The following is a 13,853-nucleotide window of genomic DNA, read 5'->3' on the forward strand; positions in this document are numbered from 1 at the left end:
AGACGGTGATGAGTGACGACGATGTGCAGCGCATTGGACACCAAGCCGTCCCGGCCGGCCCCGAGCCCGTTACAACATCCGAGGGCGTTCACTCATCGCTGCCCGTGAAACCTGTGTAATGATTTGAAACCCTTCTCGCTTAGGGCCTATGTTGGTTTACCTCGCCGGACTCCTGATGTTTTTCGCCTCGCTGCTCTGCCACGCGCAGACGGCGCCCGAGCAACGGCTGCGCATCGTCGGCGGCCTGGGAGGAGTCACGCAGTACACCGGCCACGAAGAGCAGTTCTGGACCCGGGATCTGGCCACGCTGTCGGGCGGCCGCTACACCGCCAGCATCGTGCCCTTCGACCGTGCCGGCGTGCCGGGACAGGAGATGCTCAACCTCATGCAGCTGGGCGTGGTGCCTTTCGGCACGGCGCTGCTGAGCCAGGTCTCGACGCAGTATCCGGAGCTGGGCGCCGCCGACATGGCGGGGCTGAACCCCGACGTGTCCACGCTGCGGCGCACGGTCGGCGCATTTCGCCCCTACCTGGCCGCCGCGCTGCGCGAACGCTACGGCGCCGAACTGCTGGCCGTGTACATCTACCCGGCCCAGGAGGTGTTCTGCAACAAGCCGCTGCAGCAGCTGTCGGACCTGGCGGGCCGCCGCACGCGGGTGTCGAGCTCGACGCAGGCGGATTTCATCGCCGCGGTGGGCGGCACGCCGGTCTACACCGAGTTTTCGCAGATCATGGCGAACATGAGGTCCGGCAACACCGACTGCGCGGTCACCGGCACCATGTCGGGCCACACGCTGGGCCTGCACGAGGTGACCAGCACCATCTACACCTTGCCGCTGAGCTGGGGCGTCGCGGTGTTCGCGGCCAACCGCGAAAGTTTCAACGCGCTGCCGGCCGATCTTCAGGCATTGCTGCGCAAGGAACTGCCCAAGCTGGAAAACGCGGTATGGACCCAGTCGGAGCGGGAAACCGACGAGGGCATCGCCTGCAACACCGGTGCGGCGGGTTGCACCAAGCCCACCAAGGGCCGCATGACGGCCGTCCGGCCGTCGCCACAGGACGAAGCGCGCCGCCGCGAGATCTTCGCGAACCGCGTGCTGCCCGGCTGGGTGCGGCGTTGCGGCCCGGAGTGCGCCAAGGCCTGGAACGACACGCTGGCGCCGGTGGTGGGGCTGCGCGCTCCTTCAGTTCAGTGAAGCCGCATTTCCCGCGCCGCGTCACCGCCATCGTCTTCGGCGTGGCCGTGCTTTTTCTCGCCACGGTGGTGACCGTGGCAAGCCTCATCGTCTGGGATGGGCGCCAGAAGGCGATCAGCGACCACGAGAACCTGGCCGTGCGATTCGTCAGCGGCTCCGAGGCGGCGCTCAACCGCTCGCTGCTGAGCGTCGACATGCTGCTGGCGGGCGCCAACGAACTGCTGCGCAGCTCCACCGTCGGCAGCGCCGGCAACGACATGGGTCGCTTCGAGGACCACCGGCTGCTGGACACCGTGGTGCGGCAGAACCTGCTGGTGCGCCACGTCGCCTTCGTCGACGCACGCGGCGCCGTGGTGGCATCTTCCGACCGGCGCGGCGCACAGCTGCCGCTGGTGCTGCCCGCCGGCTTCATCGACAGCGTGCTGGCCAACCCGGTGTCCACCCTGGCCATCAGCCAGCCGGCCACCAGCCTGGTCACCTCGCAGAGGGTGTTGTTCTTCGCGCGCGCCACGACGCTGGCCGACGGCTCGCGCATGGTGGCGGTGGCCGAGGTGCAGCTCTCGCTGCTGGCCACCATCATGACCCAGGGCGCCGGCATCTACGGGCTCGAAGTCACGCTGGAGCGCGACGGCGGCCCGCTGCTGGCGAGCCTGCCGCCGCGCGACGATCTCGACGGCCGGCAGATCGAGCCCGCCCTGCACGAGAGGACGAGCGACGGCAAGCCATCGCGCATGGCAGCGCGCCTGAGCGGGCTGCCGGCCATCGTGGTGGCCCGCCCGACCCTGCACCGCAACCTGCTGATCGTCGCGAGCATTCCTCTGACCGCGGCGCTGCGCGAATGGCGCCGCGAGCGCGACCTGATCGCCTGGACGGCCGTCGCCATCGGGCTGATGATCCTGGCGGTGGCCTGCTTCACGCACATCCAGCTGCGAAGGCAGTGGCTCGCGCAGATGGAGCTGCTGCGTTCCAAGTTCACGCTCGACCAGGCCCTGGAGTCGATGATCGACGGCTTCATCCTGCTCGACTCGGACAACCGCGTGCTCACCTGGAACCGCGGCTTCGTCGCGATGTTCCCGTGGGTTGCGCCGATGATCGCGCCCCAGTTGCCGTTTCGCCAGATCATGGACGAGACCGCCCGGCATGTGGTGCACGACCAGGGCCCGGCCGGCTGGACGGCGCTGAACACGCCGCAGATGGATCAGCCTTACTCCGAGCAGGAGGCACTGCTGGAGAGCGGCCAGGTGATCCGCGCGGCGCGCAGCCGCACGCCCGACGGCGGCATCGTCTGCGTCTACCAGGACATCACCGAGAAGCGCCGCCACATGGCCGCCATCATCGAGAGCAAGGCACAGTTGCAGGCCACGCTGGATGCGCTGCCCGACCTGCTGCTGGAGGTCGGCCTGGACGGCCGCTGCCACGGCTGCCACTCGCCGCGCGTGCCGTTCCCGGCCATCGAGATCGCGGACCCGGTCGGCCACCTGCTGTCCGAACTGCTGCCCGCCGAGGCGACCGCCGAAGTCATGGGCGCGCTGCACGACGCCGACGCCAAGGGCCATTCGGCCGGCCGGCAGTTCGAGCTGCGCCACGCGGGGGACAAGGACTGGTTCGAGATCTCGGCCTCGCGCAAATCGATAGGTGATGGCCGGGACGCGCGCTTCATCGTCATCCTGCGCAACATCACCGAGAGCAAGCGCGCGGCGCGGGAGATCGAGCACCTTGCCTTCTACGACACGCTCACCGGCCTGCCCAATCGCCGCCTGCTGCTGGACCGGCTCAAGCGGGCCATGGGCTCCAATGCGCGGGGCTCGCGCCGCTGCGCGCTGCTGTTTCTCGACCTCGACAACTTCAAGACGCTGAACGACGCGCTCGGCCACGACATCGGCGACGTCATGCTCAAGCAGGTGGCGCAGCGGCTGAAGGAATGCCTGCGCGAAGGCGACATGGTGGCGCGCCTGGGCGGGGACGAGTTCGTCGTGATCCTCGAAGACCTGGACACGCAGAACGTCGTCGCCACCTCGCAGACCGAGACCATGGGCGCGGCCATCCTCGCGCGGCTGAGCCAGCCCTACCAGCTCGGCCTGCAGCAGCACCACAGCACCTGCAGCATCGGCGCCGCGCTTTTCGATGCGGGGAACGCATCGATGGAGGAAGTGCTCAAGCAGGCGGACATCGCGATGTACTACGCCAAGACCGACGGCGGCAACGCGCTGCGCTTCTTCGAGGCCGGCATGCAGACCACCATCACCGCGCGCGCCACGCTGGAGAGCGAGCTGCACGCGGCCATCGCCGCCCGGCAGTTCGTCTTGTACTACCAGAGCCAGGTCACCGACGAGAACAAGGTCACGGGCGCGGAGGTGCTGGTGCGCTGGCGCCACCCGGTGCGCGGCCTGCTGCTGCCGCACGAATTCATCGACGTGGCGGAAGACACGGGGCTCATCATCCCGCTCGGCCTGTGGGTGCTGGAGGCCGCCTGCCTGCAGCTGGTGGCCTGGCGGGACGACCCGCGCCTGGGCCACCTGCAGCTGTCGGTGAACGTGAGCGCGCGGCAATTCCGCGAGGCGGACTTCGTCGACCAGGTGAGCCGGGTGCTGCAGCGCACCGGCGCCGACCCGCGCAAGCTCAAGCTGGAGCTCACCGAAAGCCTGCTGCACGAAAAAGTGGTCGACGCCATCGGCAAGATGAACGCGCTGGCGGCGCTCGGCATCCAGTTCTCGATGGACGATTTCGGCACGGGCTATTCGTCGCTGTCGTACATGACGCAGCTGCCGCTGAGCCAGATCAAGATCGACAAGTTCTTCGTGCACAGCATCGGCCTGAACCCGAAGGTGGAGCTGATCATCCAGACGATCATCGGCATGGCGCGCAACCTCGAGCTCCAGATCGTGGCCGAGGGCGTGGAAACACAGGCGCAGCGCGACTTCCTCGAGCGCCACGGCTGCCGCGTGTGCCAGGGCTACCTGTTCGGACGGCCCCAGCCGCTGCACCTCTACGAACGCGAACTCGAATTCGACACGGCCGCCTGATGCCGCCCTCGCAAGCCTCCCCGCGAGCCCGCCGGCGCTGGTTGCCGGCCGAGGGCAGCTGGCGCTACCACCTGCTGCTGGTGGCCGCGGGTGCCCTCGTGCTGGGGCCGCTAGCCGGCGTGACGGCGGCCTACATGAACTTCTCGCTCGGCTTTTTCGTCGGCGGCCAGGTGCTCGCCGGCCTGCTGGGATCGGCCGTGACGGCGGGCTACGGCGCGAGCGGACGGCACGGCGCCAACTACATCCAGACGGCGGCCGCCTCGGTGGCCGCCATGAGCGGACTGGGCGTGCTGCTGCAGGCCATGGCGTGGATGGGAATGCCGCAGCCGCCGGCATGGCAGCTGATGCTGTACCTGGGCTGCATCGGCATGCTGGGCGCGGGCGTGGGCATGCTCTATACGCCGGTGCTGGTGGAACGCATGCGGCTGACCTATCCGTCGGGGCTGGCCGTGGCCAACATCCTGCGCGCGCTGACCGATCCGGCGTTGCTGCGGCGCTCGGTGAAGCAACTCGGCGGCGGCATGGGCATCGGGCTGGTGGCGGGGCTGGCCACCGCACGGCTGGCGGTGCTGGGCGCCATCGGCATGTCGGCATCGACCCTGGGCGCGGGGCTGGTGGTGGGCGCGCGCATCGGCGTCCCGGCGCTGACCGGAGGCCTCATCGGACTGGCGCTCAAGCCGTGGTTCGTCTCGGCCGGTTGGCTGCAGGCGGACGACGCGCCGCGCAAGGTGATGTTCCTCATCGCGCTGGGCACGATCATGGGCGCGGCGATCCTGGACATGGCGCTGATCTTCAAGCGGGCACTGCCGGGCGCACGGCGGCAGGCCGCAGCGCACGACGAGATGCCCAGGCCCGGGGTCACGCGCGGTCTCGCGCTCTGGGTGCTGTTCTGGGGCGCCGCCACCGTGGCCTGCGGTCATTGGCTGCTGGCGCAGCCGGTGTTCTATCTGGTGGTGGCCGTGGCGCTGGTGTTCGTCTTCGCGCTGGTCAACGGCATCTCGGTGGGCGTGAGCGATTCGAACCCGATCTCGTCGGCCTTCGTCGTGACCGTCGTCATCCTCGCCGCGCTCGGACTGCGCGACCCCACGGTGGGCCTGATGGCCGGCGCGGTGCTGCTCATGGCCACCGGCGTGGCCTGCGACATGCAGCAGGACCGCTCCACGGGCTGGAGGCTCGGCAGTTCGCGCACGCTGCAGTTCCGCTACCAGGTGATGGGCATCGTGGTGGGCGCCGTGCTCGCGGTGGTGTTCGCGCGCCTGTTCATGGCGGCCTACCCGGTGCTGCTGCAGGACCAGACAGTGCTGAAGGCCGATCAGCAGCCGGGCGGCTGGACCTCGGCCATGACCTACAAGTTCGTCGGCGTGCTGCGCAGCCTCACCGACGACGTGCCTTACCAGCGCACGGCGATCGGCATAGGAATCGCCGCGGGCCTCGTGATCGAGGGCCTGCGCAAGTGGATCCGGCCGCGCGGCTTCGTGCTCGACGCGATCGTGCTGCCGTCGCCGTATGCGCTGTCGTTCGGCGGCTTCGTGCCGCTGTCGGCGTCGCTGTGGTTCGCAGCGGGCGGCGTGGCCGGCAGCCAGTGGGCCGCCCGCGCACCCGCGCGCGGAGATGCGCCACAGGACATGAGCAGCGCCTCCCTGTTCGGCGGCGGCCTGATCGCCGGCGACGCATTGGCCGCGGTGGGACTGGGCGTGGCCAGCCTGCTCGCTGCCGTCACCTAGCCGCCACGAACCGGCGCTCGCGCATCCACTTGGTCATGACCCACTTCTCGCCGCGGTCCACGGTCGCGCTGGCGTGCAGGCAACGCGCATCGACGCGCCCGCTGTCGTCGCCGTATTCGAAGTAGCAGGCGTTGCCCCGGATCGGCGAGAACGCCAGGCCGAGTTGCGGGAAGACGGTCTGGCCGCCGTCCGGCACGTCGTTGAGATAAGTCACCAGGGTGCTCACGCGCTGTCCGCTTCGCGCGATGGATTCGCGGTTGGCGGCGTTGGTGGGCGCCAGGTAGTCGTGGTGAGGCTCGCTGCCCGCGCCGGCGGGGTAGTGCAGCACCTGCAGCCCCTCGCCGTTTTCCATTGGCAGGTTCATCAGCGCGGACAGGCGCCGGTCGAGACGCGCGATCAGCTCGTTCTCGCCCAACCGAAAGAACATGCCCCAGCTGGTGCGCTTGTCGCTCACCACGTCGCGCCCGCTCATCGGATCGACCAGCGTGGAAGGCTTCAGGCGCGGACGCGCCATCTCGATCACGGCCTTGCACTCGTGCGCATCCACGACATTGCCGAGCGCGGCGTAGACCGGATCGTCGCCGCGCGAATGCACGACGACCTCGCGATCGGTGGTCGAGATCCGCGTGCCCGATGCGAGCCGCGCCAAGGGCCTGCCGGGGGACTCGTCCGGTATTTCGATGGCATCGGCAGGCATCGCGGTACCGCGCTGCCGTGCATCGACGTAAGCCGACACGATGGCCCGCGCCGAGCGCTCGTTCATCCCCTGCCCGAGCATGGTGGAGACCAGTGCCTGCGGCGCCCGCCCGGCATTCAGGTTGTGCGTGAGCCAGCGGCCCAGATCGGGCGAGAAGCGGACGACGGTGCTCATGGGTTCACACGGGCCCCAGCCGCGCGACCCAGCCCTTGTCGCCGAGCGTGAAGCCCTGGCGCAGCTGCAGCTGCCCGCCCGCGCCGTTGGCGATGCGCGTGATCATCGGGAACACGCGCTGCGCGTCGGCGTTCTGCATCCACGGCGCCGTGTCGATCTGGTAGGTGTAGCTCACCACCGCCATCGGATGCTTCGCGTCGGAGGTGTCGACCTTGACGTCGACGATCTTCTCGCGCTTGAGATGCGCCACGCAAAAGTCGTTGGCGTGCTCGGCGCCACGGGTGAGGTAGGGATGCGGCTTGTAGAACTTGCGCCCGGCATCCGTCAGCTCGAACCGCTTGACGGCGCCGTCCGGGTTCTCGCTGCTCTTCGGCACGGCCACGATGGTGCTGTGCACCAGGCCCAGCTGTTCCATCACCGGGAACTGGACGGCATGGCGCGCGCCGGAGCCGGCCTCGGCCTCGGTCAGATCGATGGGCCAGTCGAACATGGCCAGGCAGATGTCGCCGCGCTGGGCCAGATGCTCATCCAGTGCGGGCGCGAGGTTCTCCGCGGTGGGGGCCTTGGGGTCGTGGCTCGCGCTGCATGCGGCCAGTGCGCAGATCAGCGCAATGCCCGTCAGAGTCTTGATCGAGGCCAGGGGGCCCCGGCTCGGGCAGATGGAAAAGAGATTCATGGGATCTGTGGTTGTTTTCAGGAGCAAGGGCGATCGCGGACTCAGTGCATGTCCAGCTCGTCCGCGACCCAGCCGCGCCGCGTGAGGTGCACGCCCAGGCGCACCTGCATGGTTCCTTCGCGCTGGATGGCGCGCGCCAGCAGCGGAAAGGCCTGTTGCACTTCAGGCGTGCCGGCCCACTGGTCGGGCGCGATGCGGTAGGTGAAGAGCAAGGAGGTCGCGGTGCGGCCGTCGCGCGTCTGCGGCGGATCCCAGCCGACCAGGCGGTCCAGGCTCAGGGTGGCCGCGCAGAAGTCGCCCGGGTGTGTCACGGTCTGCGTCGTGGTGCGAATCACCACGGGCACCTGCAGGTAGTACTTGCGGCCCGCGTCGGTCAGCGCGTATTCGCGGGCCGGCGCGTTCGCTTGGCTGGCCGCGACATCCCTGCCCGTCACCAGGCCCAGCTTCTCGAGCAACGGCATCTGCTGCGCATCGGGTTCGTGCGATCCGGCCGCCACCGTGATCGGCCATGTGTACTTGGCCAGGCAGACATGGCCGCGCTGCGCGAGATAGTCATTGACCGTCGCCGTGAAGTTGTCGCGGTCCGGAAAGCGCGCCTGTTCGTTGTCGCAGCCGGCCAGCAAGGCCAGCAGCGCCAGAAGAAAGCCGATGCCGCCGACGCGGCGTGCGAGGAATGAGGTTGTTTGCGTCATCGAATCAACGAGCCGTCTTCAGTTCACGCATTTGCCGGTGGCCGGTGGCTTGGCGGCAGGCTGATAGCCGTCGCTCAGGACACCCAGGAAGCAGACCAGGTCGTCGACCTGCTGCGGCGTCATGGCCGGCGGGGAGCCGGGCGCGCGCGGCCTGGTGCCGCTGGCCAGCGTCTTGTCGCCGCCCTCGCCTGTGCCCATCGGCACTTCCTCGTCGATGCTGCCCTGCTGCGCAGGCGGCAGGTCGTTGTACTTGCGGACCGTCGCCCCCGGCACATGGGTGGGTTGCAGCGCCCAGGCCGGGTTGGCCTGCGGCGCGCCGGTGGCGTCCTTGTCGGCCGGATACCAGTACTCCGGGTTGGTGTCGCGCGTGTTGTAGAAGTTGACGACCTGCTCCAGCGAATGGAGCACGCCGTTGTGGAAGAAGGCGCCTCGCGTCGCCACGTTGCGCAGCACCGGAACCTTGAACATGCCGCAGTAGGGGTTGGGGGTCTGCGGCGTGGCGGGCATGTGGTCGGTGCGGTAGGGGCCGCACAACCCCATGTCGAAGTACTTCGGATCGTCGTTGGCGGGAATCGGATCCGGATTGTTCGGGATCGACCTGTCGTTGCGCGGCGCGCCCAGGGCCTGGTAGGTGAAGTCCGTCATCAGGCCGGAGTTGCCGTTGAAGTTGGCGCCCGTGTAGTGGCAGCCGGAGCAGTTGGCAACACCGCTGCTGTGGAACACGACCTCGCCGCGCCGTTCGGCCGGCGTCAGCGTGCCGCCTGCCTTGTTGAAGACATAGAGGTCGTACTTGCTGCTGTACGGGTGGAAGCTCAGGTCCTCCGTCTCCAGCGCCTGGATCGCGGTGCCGATGGCGTCGAAGGCCTTGTCGGTGTCGTTGAAGACGTCGGCGCCGAAGGCTTGCCTGAACAGGCCGGCATAGGCGGCGTTGCGCACCGCCTTCACGACCTCTTCCTTCGAGGGATTGTTCATCTCCAGCGGATTGAGCAGCGGCAGCGCGGCCTGCGCCGCCAGCGTCGCCGCGCGGCCATCCGCCATGAAGCCGCCGCCGGGCGAGTTGGAGGTCACGCCGTCCGGGTTCGGCGCGTCGTCGTCGAAGGCGGGTGTCGATTCCTTGTAGCGCAGCGAGGGCACGGCGCGCGCGCCGGCCTGCGTGATGTCGGAGCCCAGTTGCACCGAGATGCTGTTCGGCGGCCCGTAGGCGTATTGCGGGTCGTGGCAGCTCGCGCACGACATGTTCTTGCCGCTCGACAGGTTCTTGTCGAAGAACAACATCTGCCCGACCTGGGCGCCCGGGCTCAGGGCCGGCGCGCGCGGGCCGGCGCTTGCCGCCATCGCCGTGCCCTTGCCATCGCAGCCCGCCAAAGCCAGAAGCGCCACCGAGAGCGCCACGACGAGGGGGAGCGTCTTTTCCGTTACCAGATTCATCATTCACCGTTGCTCGAAGGCTGGAAAAAGCTGTTCCAGGCGGCCCCGCAACGGGTTCCGCCTGGAACACCGCCCCGGTTTCCCCGGGGCGGCCTTCGGCTTACTTGATTGCCCAGACGTTGGCCTGGCTTGCGTCGGGGCCCGTTTGCGGGGTGATCTGGCCTTCCAGCTTGCCCGTGAGCGTGTCGACCTGGCCGACGATGTCGGCCGCATACAGCTTCTGCGTGTAGTTGCCCGGGATCACGTAGGCATGGTTGATGGGCCGCACCGAGTCGAAGTGCGTGTCCACGCTGCCCGCGAATTCCGGCAGCGCCGTGATGTTGGCCGTGATGAAGGCTTCGGTGTATTTGGCGCGGTTCAGGTAAGTCGCATCCACGGCCGGGTCGGCGATCTGGAACATGTCCTGCAGCGTGCGCACGAACGAGAAGTGGCTGTAGGAGTCGCTGTCCGCGATCTTCGTCTTCGCCGTGCCCACGTCCTGCTGGTTGGAGATGATCCCGAAGATCGAGTTGCCGTGGCCGAAGTTGCCCGAGCTGTAGTTGACCGGTGCGGTGGTGGCCGTCGCCTTGCCGTTCGCATCCACGGTCACCGGTGCGGCGCCCGAGTTCTTGCCGCCGGCGTTCCAGCCGCAGCACGAGCCGTTGCTGCCGCCTTCGCCTTCGTCGTACATCACGACGATCGCGACGCGCTTCTGCGGGTTCTTCCACAGCGCGGAGTTCTGGATCTTCTTCACCACCATGCCGAGGTAGATGTCGGCGCGCATGACGCCGTTGGCCTGGCCGTTGTTGTTGCTCACGCAGCTGGTGTCGCTGCCGACGCCGTGCATGTCGTCGCACTGGTCCGGAACGATGAAGTTGATGTTGCCCACGTCGCCCGTGGCCAGGTCCTTGCTGAACTGGTCATAGACCCAGCCGTTCGGAATCGGGTAGGCCGAGGACTTGAGCCAATCCGCTTCCTGGTACTGGGTGCCGAAGATGGTGCGGTTGGTGGCCACGAACTCGGGCAGGTTGCGCGCGCTCTGGTAGGCGATCGACGGGCCGTGCTTGACCTTGTACAGGCCGTTCACCACGCCGAAGTTGGCGGTGCCGGTAAGGCTGGGGGTGGAGCCGTCGAGATTGGTGAAGCCGTTCAGGCGGTTGCCTGCGTCGTAGGTGGCGGTGACGGACGCGTCGGCGATGCTGTCGGCGCGAACGTCCTGGCCGGGGTTCATCGATTCGCTGTAGGTGCGGATGGTGCGGCCCGTCCTGGACATCAGCGTGAACAGGTTGTCGCCGAGGACGTTGTGTACGGTGCCGCTGGTCGGGTTGTCGCCGCAGGTGGTGCTGGCCGCGCTGTAGCCGGCGCGCGTGGCGCTGCCGGCGGGCGGCAGCGGGCCTTGACCTGGCAGCGGCTGGCCGTCGGAGGCCGTGCCGCCGGTGAATGCGACGTCGGTGATGGCGTTGGCGCTGCCGGCGATCACGCCGCATCCGAACCAGTTGTCGTCGTTGATGCCGAAGTCGTCGCCGCCGCCGAGCGCGGTGTAGTTCGGCTCGGACGGATTGCCGGTCGAATAGTACGTCGTCAGCTGGTTGTACTTGTTCAGGATGTAGTTGATGTTCACGGCCCGCGAGTTGCCGACGATCACATCGGTCGACTTGTTCTCCTCGACGACCACGAAGATGTTGTCGTAGGCCGGCACGCCTTCCACGTTGAAGGCCGCCTGCTGCGCCTGCGCGAAGGTGATGGGCGCCTGCTTCTGCGTCGGCACCGACAGCGTGACCTTGCTGCCGTCCCTGTTGGTGATGGTCACGCTCGACAGGCCCACCAGGCGCGGGTCGCCGCCCGCGACGGCCAGGTTGTCGGGGAACATGTCCTTGCGGTCGAGCTTGGTCGTCGCATAGGTGTAGCGGTTGGTCAGCTGGTTGTCTTCGTACAGCACCGCGTACTGGCTGGCGCCGCTCAGTGTGTTGACGTCCGCCAGCGGGTCGGCGACCGTGGCCGTGCCGAGATTGAACGCCGGTCCGTTGAGGCGCGCGACGAGGTTGGCTTTCTCTGCCGCGTAGCTGCTGCCGTTGGCTTCCACCAGGCGTTGCGCTTCGCTCGACAGCGGGCTGATGACGACCTTGCCCGCGCCCTGGTCCGCGATCTGGTCGGCCGAAGCGCGCAGGATCAGGTGGCTGGCCACCGGAGTGCCGGTGGCGGTGTTGATCGCACCCGTGCCGATGTCCGCCACCAGCGGGCCGGTCTGGGTCGTGGTCAGCGTGAACTTGCCGGTGGCGTCCGTGACTGCCGACACTTCGCCGCTGTCGAGCACGCCGTTGCCATTGGTGTCCACGAAGACCGTGGCCTTCTGGTAGTAGCCGGCCTTGAGGGTCGGGTTGCCCGTGGCGCTGCCCGGCACGAAGCCGCTGGCGGCGACCACGCCGCTGTAGGTGGTGGGGCTGGCGGCGGGCGTCGTTCCGACCGGGAAGACGATGGCGCCGGGCCCGCCGTTGCCTCCCCCGCAAGCGGCGAGCACGCAAGCCGCGACCGTCGTCAAGGACGTGAACAGGGCTTTTCTATTGAGAATGTTCATATGAATCTTGGGGCTGAGAGTTATGGATGGTTTTTTCCGGCCTGCAAGCGGCAACAGAGGCAGCTGCTTTTGTATTAACAAATGCCGCATCGAGGAGAAATGTAGAAATCGCGGGTGACATTTGTGTGTCAAACCGCAATACATCCTCGAATCTCACGCGCGTTTTTTTCATCCGAATTTCCGGCGGCGCTATCGACTGACCAGAAGCTGACTTCAAAATTAGGTGAGAGTTAGCAATTAGTTAGACGTGGATTACAAGGGCGACGCGCAGAGCACGTCCGGCATGTAACGCAGCGCTTCCCAAGCCGGACATTCCAATCCAAAAATCAATTGATCCAGGCAAAAAACCAATTCGTCTGGGCATCCGGATTTGGAAAATCACCGGATCTCCAATTCTTTTTTAGTCAATTGCCAAGCCCGCCACGCGATCAAAATTTCCACAAATTGATTCGCAAATCAATGAGCTCTTGAATTGATGGCCGCGCATTGCTGCGACAAAGCGATGCCCCGCTCGGGCTCATTGCCTACCCCCGCTAGCGCCGGCCACCGACCGAAGCGCCGCGACGCAAGCCAAAAAGTGCGAGCTCCACAACAAGCAGACAAGGAGCGACCATGAGCTCATATGGCGTCAATACACCACCCCCCGGCGTGCTCGCCGCGGAGGGCAGCCGAAGCGGTGTCTCATGGGGCGCGATCTTCGCGGGCGCGGCCGGCGCCGCATCCTTGTCGCTGATCCTGCTGGTGCTAGGCACCGGCCTCGGCATGTCCTCCGTCAGCCCTTGGACCCATCAGGGCGCCAGTGCGGGCGCCATCGGCGTCGCGACGATCCTGTGGCTGAGCTTCACCCAGATCGCCGCGTCGGGCATGGGCGGTTATCTGGCGGGCCGGCTGCGCACCAAGTGGGCCGGCGTGCATACGGACGAGGTCTACTTCCGCGACACGGCCCATGGCTTCCTGGCCTGGTCTGTCGCGACGTTGCTGACCGCCGCGCTGCTCAGTTCCGTGGTGGGTTCGATCGTGGGCGCGGGTGCGCAGGCTGGTGCCACTGTCGCGAGCGGCGCGGCCACGGCTGTGGGCATGGCGGGGGCTGGCGCAGGCGCTGCCGCATCGCAGTCGGCACAGGACGGCGGCACCGGCCCGATGAACTACTTCATCGATTCACTGTTCCGTCGCGACGCCAGCGCTCCTGCCGCCGCGACCGGCGACGCGGGCACCGGGCAGCCCGCCATGCCGGAACGCGGCACGGCCGCGGCCAACGCCGAAGTCAGCCGCATCTTCCTGAACAGCATCCGCACCGGTGCGCTGCCGCCGGAGGATGCGCGGTATGTCGGCCAGGTCGTGGCGCAGCGCACGGGGTTGAGCCAGCAGGACGCCGAGAAGCGCGTGAACGACACCTATGCAAAGGCACAGGCCACGCTGCGCGACGCGCAGGCCAAGGCCCGGGAAGCCGCCGACGCGGCCCGCAAGGCATCGGCGTATGCCGCCTTGTGGCTGGTGGTCTCGATGCTGATCGGCGCCTTCGTCGCCAGCTTCGCCGCGACCTACGGCGGGCGCCGGCGCGACCTCTGAACGACCGGCCTGCGTGAACACACTTCCTAGGAGATCCTCATCATGCGTTCGCTTCTGCTCTTGTTTCTCGGCGTGCCGATCCCGGTCATCATCCTGATCGCCCTGTTCTTTCACTAGCCAT

Annotated in this window: 9 protein-coding genes; 4 read left to right on the plus strand and 5 right to left on the minus strand. The window is 67.6% G+C overall.

The window, feature by feature from the left end; all coding sequences use genetic code 11:
- Positions 1-175: 175 nt before the first annotated feature.
- Genes WIX39_RS28990 through WIX39_RS29000 form a run of 3 tightly spaced genes read left to right on the plus strand, consistent with a single transcriptional unit; the run spans position 176 to position 5,942 of the window.
- A complete protein-coding gene (locus WIX39_RS28990) occupies positions 176-1,195 on the plus strand; it encodes a TRAP transporter substrate-binding protein (RefSeq protein WP_155742470.1) in 1,020 nt (339 codons plus the stop codon).
- Entirely contained in the window at positions 1,192-4,218 is a 3,027-nt protein-coding gene (locus WIX39_RS28995) for a bifunctional diguanylate cyclase/phosphodiesterase (RefSeq protein ID WP_409196618.1), read from the plus strand. The genes WIX39_RS28990 and WIX39_RS28995 overlap by 4 nt, the downstream gene beginning before the upstream one ends.
- Positions 4,218-5,942, plus strand: coding sequence for an OPT/YSL family transporter (locus tag WIX39_RS29000; protein WP_409196619.1), 1,725 nt, complete (start codon positions 4,218-4,220; stop codon positions 5,940-5,942). The genes WIX39_RS28995 and WIX39_RS29000 overlap by 1 nt, the downstream gene beginning before the upstream one ends.
- Here WIX39_RS29000 and WIX39_RS29005 read toward each other — a convergent pair.
- The 5 genes from WIX39_RS29005 to WIX39_RS29025 all read right to left on the minus strand — a co-directional run bounded on the left by WIX39_RS29005 (position 5,935) and on the right by WIX39_RS29025 (position 12,163).
- Positions 5,935-6,813 carry a 2OG-Fe(II) oxygenase gene (locus WIX39_RS29005; protein ID WP_409196620.1) on the minus strand — a complete coding sequence of 293 codons (879 nt, stop codon included), beginning with the start codon at positions 6,811-6,813 and terminating at the stop codon, positions 5,935-5,937. The two genes, WIX39_RS29000 and WIX39_RS29005, sit on opposite strands and share 8 nt — an antisense overlap.
- A 4-nt stretch (positions 6,814-6,817) precedes the next feature.
- Positions 6,818-7,489: a hypothetical protein gene (locus tag WIX39_RS29010; RefSeq protein WP_409196621.1), complete on the minus strand. Its 672-nt coding sequence runs from the start codon at positions 7,487-7,489 to the stop codon at positions 6,818-6,820.
- Positions 7,490-7,530: 41 nt separating this feature from the next.
- Positions 7,531-8,181: a hypothetical protein gene (locus tag WIX39_RS29015; protein WP_409196622.1), complete on the minus strand. Its 651-nt coding sequence runs from the start codon at positions 8,179-8,181 to the stop codon at positions 7,531-7,533.
- 18 nt (positions 8,182-8,199) lie between these two features.
- Positions 8,200-9,609: a cytochrome-c peroxidase gene (locus WIX39_RS29020; RefSeq protein ID WP_409196879.1), complete on the minus strand. Its 1,410-nt coding sequence runs from the start codon at positions 9,607-9,609 to the stop codon at positions 8,200-8,202.
- 100 nt (positions 9,610-9,709) lie between these two features.
- On the minus strand, positions 9,710-12,163 hold the full coding sequence (locus WIX39_RS29025) for a phosphoesterase (protein ID WP_409196623.1): 2,454 nt from the start codon (positions 12,161-12,163) through the stop codon (positions 9,710-9,712).
- 612 nt (positions 12,164-12,775) lie between these two features.
- On the opposite strand from WIX39_RS29025, the gene WIX39_RS29030 reads away from it, so the two are divergent.
- Positions 12,776-13,732, plus strand: a complete 957-nt coding sequence (locus WIX39_RS29030; RefSeq protein WP_409196624.1) for a hypothetical protein — start codon at positions 12,776-12,778, stop codon at positions 13,730-13,732.
- The last annotated feature ends 121 nt before the right edge of the window (positions 13,733-13,853 follow it).

Origin of the sequence: Variovorax sp. AB1(2024) (assembly GCF_037482385.2) — a bacterium.
GTDB lineage: Bacteria > Pseudomonadota > Gammaproteobacteria > Burkholderiales > Burkholderiaceae_C > Variovorax.

What these genes read in the sequence shown, in the direction of transcription:
- WIX39_RS28990 (WP_155742470.1), top strand. Translation starts at nt 176, where the DNA reads ATGTTTTTCGCCTCGCTGCTCTGCCACGCGCAGACGGCGCCCGAGCAA.
- WIX39_RS29000 (WP_409196619.1), top strand. Translation starts at nt 4,218, where the DNA reads ATGCCGCCCTCGCAAGCCTCCCCGCGAGCCCGCCGGCGCTGGTTGCCG.
- WIX39_RS29005 (WP_409196620.1), bottom strand. Translation starts at nt 6,813, where the DNA reads ATGAGCACCGTCGTCCGCTTCTCGCCCGATCTGGGCCGCTGGCTCACG.
- WIX39_RS29010 (WP_409196621.1), bottom strand. Translation starts at nt 7,489, where the DNA reads ATGAATCTCTTTTCCATCTGCCCGAGCCGGGGCCCCCTGGCCTCGATC.
- WIX39_RS29015 (WP_409196622.1), bottom strand. Translation starts at nt 8,181, where the DNA reads ATGACGCAAACAACCTCATTCCTCGCACGCCGCGTCGGCGGCATCGGC.
- WIX39_RS29020 (WP_409196879.1), bottom strand. Translation starts at nt 9,609, where the DNA reads ATGAATCTGGTAACGGAAAAGACGCTCCCCCTCGTCGTGGCGCTCTCG.
- WIX39_RS29025 (WP_409196623.1), bottom strand. Translation starts at nt 12,163, where the DNA reads ATGAACATTCTCAATAGAAAAGCCCTGTTCACGTCCTTGACGACGGTC.
- WIX39_RS29030 (WP_409196624.1), top strand. Translation starts at nt 12,776, where the DNA reads ATGAGCTCATATGGCGTCAATACACCACCCCCCGGCGTGCTCGCCGCG.